General features: G+C 72.0%; 2 protein-coding genes, 1 tRNA gene and 1 rRNA gene. 1 reads left to right on the top strand and 3 read right to left on the bottom strand.

What is annotated here, in order from left to right:
• Positions 1 to 1,278: HAMP domain-containing protein (locus tag LPA54_RS32405; protein ID WP_228984360.1), on the bottom strand; the 1,278-nt coding region annotated here is incomplete at its 3' end.
• 308 nt (positions 1,279 to 1,586) lie between these two features.
• On the opposite strand from LPA54_RS32405, the gene LPA54_RS32400 reads away from it, so the two are divergent.
• Positions 1,587 to 4,232, top strand: a complete 2,646-nt coding sequence (locus LPA54_RS32400; RefSeq protein ID WP_228984359.1) for a SpoIIE family protein phosphatase — start codon at positions 1,587 to 1,589, stop codon at positions 4,230 to 4,232.
• A gap of 59 nt (positions 4,233 to 4,291) precedes the next feature.
• Here the strand turns inward: LPA54_RS32400 and LPA54_RS32395 are convergent.
• Both LPA54_RS32395 and rrf read right to left on the bottom strand, forming a co-directional pair.
• Positions 4,292 to 4,364 (bottom strand) — tRNA-Thr (locus LPA54_RS32395).
• Between the two features lie 261 nt (positions 4,365 to 4,625).
• A 5S ribosomal RNA gene (rrf, locus tag LPA54_RS32390) occupies positions 4,626 to 4,742 on the bottom strand.
• Between the last annotated feature and the right edge of the window lie 7 nt (positions 4,743 to 4,749).

Genomic DNA, 4,749 nt, shown 5'->3' with positions numbered 1-4,749 from the left:
CGACAGGTCGCCGTTGGCCACCGCCGTGGTGACCTGCGCGATGTCCCGCACCTGACCCGTCAGGTTCCGGAACGCCGTGTTGACCGAATCCGTCAGGTCCTTCCACGTGCCCGCCGCACCCGGCACCTGCGCCTGGCCGCCCAGCAGCCCCTCGACACCGACCTCCCGCGCGACCCGCGTCACCTCGTCGGCGAAGGTGCGCAGCGTCTCGGTCATCTGGTTGATGGTGTCGGCGAGCTGCGCGACCTCGCCGCGCGCGCTGACGGTGACCTTCTGCGACAGGTCGCCGTTGGCGACGGCCGTGGTGACCTCCGCGATGCCCCGCACCTGGGAGGTCAGGTTGCCCGCCATCGTGTTGACGGAGTCGGTCAGGTCCTTCCACACGCCCGCGACACCGGGCACCTCCGCCTGACCGCCGAGCTCGCCTTCCGTACCGACCTCGCGGGCGACCCGGGTCACCTCGGAGGAGAACGACGACAGCTGGTCGACCATGGTGTTGACGGTGTTCTTCAGCTCCAGCATCTCGCCGGCCACGTGCACGGTGACCTTGCGCGACAGGTCGCCCTTGGCGACCGCCGTGGTGACCAGGGCGATGTCCCGCACCTGCGCGGTCAGCCGGTACGCCATGGTGTTGACCGAGTCCGTGAGGTCCTTCCACGAACCGGACACCCCCCGCACCTGGGCCTGCCCGCCGAGCTTGCCCTCCGTACCGACCTCCAGGGCGACCCGCGTCACCTCGTCGGTGAAGGACGACAGCTGGTCGACGAGGTTGTTGACGGTGCGGGCCACCTTCAGGAACTCGCCGCGCAGCGGCCGACCCGCCCCCTCGGGCCCCTCGGAGCGCAGTTCCATCCGCTGCTGGAGATCGCCGTCCGCGACGGCCGACAGCACCCGCCCCACTTCGGAGACGGGCCGCGTCAGGTCGTCGACCAGCGCGTTCGCCGCCTCGATCGCGGTGGCCCAGGCGCCCTCGCTGGCGCCGACGTCGAGCCGCTCGGACAGCCTGCCCTCACGTCCGACGACCCTGCGCACCCGGGCGAGCTCGCCCGTCAGGTGCAGTTTGCGGTCGGCGACCTCGTTGAAGACGGCGGCGATGTCCGCCATCGTCCCCTCGCCGGTCACGGTCAGCCGCTTGCGGAAGTTCCCGTCCCGCATGGCTGTGAGGGCGCCGAGCAGCCGTTCCAGGGCCGCGGCGTCCACCTCGACGGTCCCGCTGCTCCGGGACCGCCCGCCCTTCGCGCGCGAGCCACCGCCCCGCGTCGCCACGCCAGACTCCACCGTGTCCCTCCCGAGGGGGTTGACCGTACTCCCGGGCTCGTGCTCGGGCATCGCTGCGGCCGCGACGCGCACGCCGGCTGCCGCTGGAAGCCTTCCCAGTGTTTCACCGTGAGGCGACCAGCCCATAACGGTTCGGCTGCTCCGCATAACGTCCCCGTCCCCTGGGGACGGAAACAGCGGTGACCACCGCCCGCCCGGACTGCGAAGGTAAGTAACCTGGCATGCGGCTGTCCAACCGCCCCCGGTCCGCCCGGCGGGGTCGGTGAGGCGCAGTACGACCACCGGGTACCGGGAGGGGCGGGCCGACCATGGCTGAGCCGGGCGTCGAGACGCGTACGAGGAGTTCTGTGATCACCGCGCGGGCGGCTGCCAGTTTCGAACCTGTGGGGCGGTCGGTCGCGACCGCCCGGGCCTTCGTCCGGGACACCCTGCAAGGCTGGGGGTACTCCGACGTCGTCGATGACGCCGTCGTCCTGACCAGCGAACTCGTCACCAATGCCGTGATCCACGCGGGCACGGCCGCGGACGTGCTGTGCCTGCGTACGGAGCAGGGCGTCCGGGTGGAGGTCGCCGACCGCTACCCGGAGCGCGAGGTGCCCCTGCAGGGCTCCTCCGAGCCGGTGGCGGCCCTGGACCGGGAGAACGGCCGCGGCCTGCTGCTGTGCGCGGCCCTGTCGAGCCGCTGGGGCGTCGAGTACTCCTCCACCCGCAAACGCGTCTGGTTCCAGCTGGACCTGCCGGACCGCCCCGTCGGCACGCGTCACGCGGGTCCGGCGCTCCCGGACGAGCTGCTCCCGGTCGCCGACGAGCGGGTCCGCGTCGCGGTCCTCCAGGTCGACAGCGCGGGGGTGGTCACGTCCTGGAACGACGACGCGGCGCTCCTGTTCGGCTACCCGGCCGAGCAGGTCGTCGGCAAGCACCTGGGGGACGTCACGGCCTGGCCGCAGACGCCGGGGACGGGCACGGGCCTGGTGGAGGCGCTGCGCCTGTCACGCTGGGAGGGCAGCTACGGCATCCGCGGCACGGACGGCCGGGTCGTCCCCGTGTACGCCTCCCACCTGCGGGTGCGGGACACCCACGGGGAGCCGTCGACGGTGTGCCTGCTGGTGCGGGAGTACGAGCGCGCGGTCCTGCAGACGCCGGCCCGCACCCCGGGCGGCGAGTCGTCGGGCGAGCGGACGGTGGACCCGTTCGAGGTGTTCATCGGTTCCCCGGCCCCGGACGACCTGGACGGGCTGCTCCAGCGCACGGTGGAGCGGGCCCGGGACATGCTGGACGGTGACGCGGCGTTCCTGCTGCTGGCGACGGACGACGAGACGGAGCTGGAGGTGCGGGCCACGACGGGCCTGCCCTCGGCGCGGCAGAGGTTCGCACGCGTACCGGTGGAGGCGGGGACGAGCCGCTACGCCTCGGCCCGCATGCCCGCGGTCCACGAGGACCTGCTGGCGGTCCCGGGCGCGGTGCCGCTGCTGAACGGCACGGGCATGCGGTCGGTGGTGACGGTTCCGCTGAAGGTGGAGGGCCGGCTGACGGGCTCGCTGGGGGTGGCCGCGGAGGCGTCGGGGCGTTACTCGAACGAGGAGGCGCTGCGGCTGCAGTTCGCCGCGGACCGGATCGCCCTGGCCGTGGAGTCGGCCCGCCTCGGCGAGCTGGAGCGTCTGCGGCGGGGTTCGCTGAGTTTCCTGGTGGAGGCTTCGGACCTGCTGGCGGGGACGCTGGACCGGGACCAGACGCTGGCGCTGATGGCGCAGATGACGGTGCCGACGCTGGCGACGTGGTGTGCCGTGTACACGATCGCCGACCAGGCGTCGGAACCGTACCTGTCGTACGTGCTGCACGAGGACGAGGACCGCATCGACGGGCTGAAGGAGCTGCTGTCGGGCATCGAGCCGCCGGACCCGGTGCCGGCGCCGGGTGCCCGGGTGTGGAACGCCCCGACGGAGGCGGCCCAGCGGGCGGCTCTGCTGATGTCGCGCCGGCAGCTGGACCGGGCGGCCCCGCCGGTGTCGTCGGGGATCGGTACGACGCTGGCGACGGCGGCCGTGGTGGGCGGGGAGACGGTGGTGCTGCCGCTGGTGGCCCGCAACCGCGTGATCGGCATGCTGACGTTGGGCAAGCCGTCAGACGACCACTTCCGCCAGGAGATCCTGGAGCTGGCGGAGGACCTTTCCCGCCGTGCGGCGCTGGCCCTGGACAACGCCCGTCTGTACAGCGAGCGCACGGCGATCAGCCAGTCGCTCCAGCGGAGCCTGCTCCCGCCGGGCCTTCCGCAGATCCCGGGCGTCGAGGTGGACGTGATCTACCGGGCGGCCGGCGAGGGCAACGAGGTGGGCGGCGACTTCTACGACCTGTTCCCCATCCGCGACAAGGCGTACGGCTTCGCCATCGGCGACGTGTGCGGTACGGGCCCGGAGGCGGCGGCGGTGACGGGTCTGGCCCGCCACGCCCTGCGGCTGCTGGCGCGCGAGGGGTTCGGCGGTCCGGCGGTGCTGGAGCGGCTGAACGCGGCCATTCTGGACGAGGGCGCCCGGAGCCGGTTCCTCACCCTGCTGTACGGCGAGCTGTGGCCGCAGGAGGACGGCAGCGCGGTGTTGAAGGTGGTGTGTGCGGGGCATCCGCTGCCGTTGCGTCTGCGTCAGGACGGCACGGTGGAGCCCGCGGCGGAGCCGCAGCCGCTGCTGGGCGTCATGGAGGACCTGGAGCTGTACGAGGAGACGGTGACGCTGGAGCCGGGCGATGTGCTGCTGTGCGTCACGGACGGTGTGACGGAGCGCCGTGAGGGGACGCGGATGCTGGGTGACGACGGCTTGGCGGACGTGCTGCGGACGTGCACGGGGTTGACGGCCGGCGCGGTGGCGGCGCGGGTGTTGCGGGCGGTGGAGCGGTTCGCGGCGGAGCCGGCGTCGGACGACATGGCGATCCTGACGATGCGGGTCCCGGAGCCGATGCAGTAGTGATGGTCCCGGACATGGGAAAGGCCCCCCGCCGTGAGGCGGGGGGCCTTTCCGTTCTGAGCCCCCAAACGGAATCGAACCGTTGACCTTCTCCTTACCATGGAGACGCTCTACCGACTGAGCTATAGGGGCCTGTCGCTTTCCCGGGGTTTCCCCCGCGGCGACAGGAAGACTATACCCCGCGAAAGAGCCGAACGCCTAATCGGCCGCCGGCACGACCAGCCCCCCGCCCATGACGCCGGCGGCCTGGTTCACGGGGTCACGGGGCAGCCGGGCAGCCGGGCAGCCGGCAACCCGCACAGAGCACGACCCGGTACAGCTCGCGCGAAAAAGGGGCCCGGAAATGCGGAAAGCCCCGCACCATACGGTGCGGGGCTTCCCCATTCAAAAATTGTTCGGCGGTGTCCTACTCTCCCACAGGGTCCCCCCTGCAGTACCATCGGCGCTGAAAGGCTTAGCTTCCGGGTTCGAAATGTAACCGGGCGTTTCCCTAACGCTATGACCACCGAAACACTAT

Source organism: Streptomyces sp. DH12, assembly GCF_020873895.1.
GTDB lineage: Bacteria > Actinomycetota > Actinomycetes > Streptomycetales > Streptomycetaceae > Streptomyces.
The sequence above is the reverse complement of the archived record's forward strand: the minus strand, read 5'-3'. Positions and strand labels throughout refer to the sequence as shown.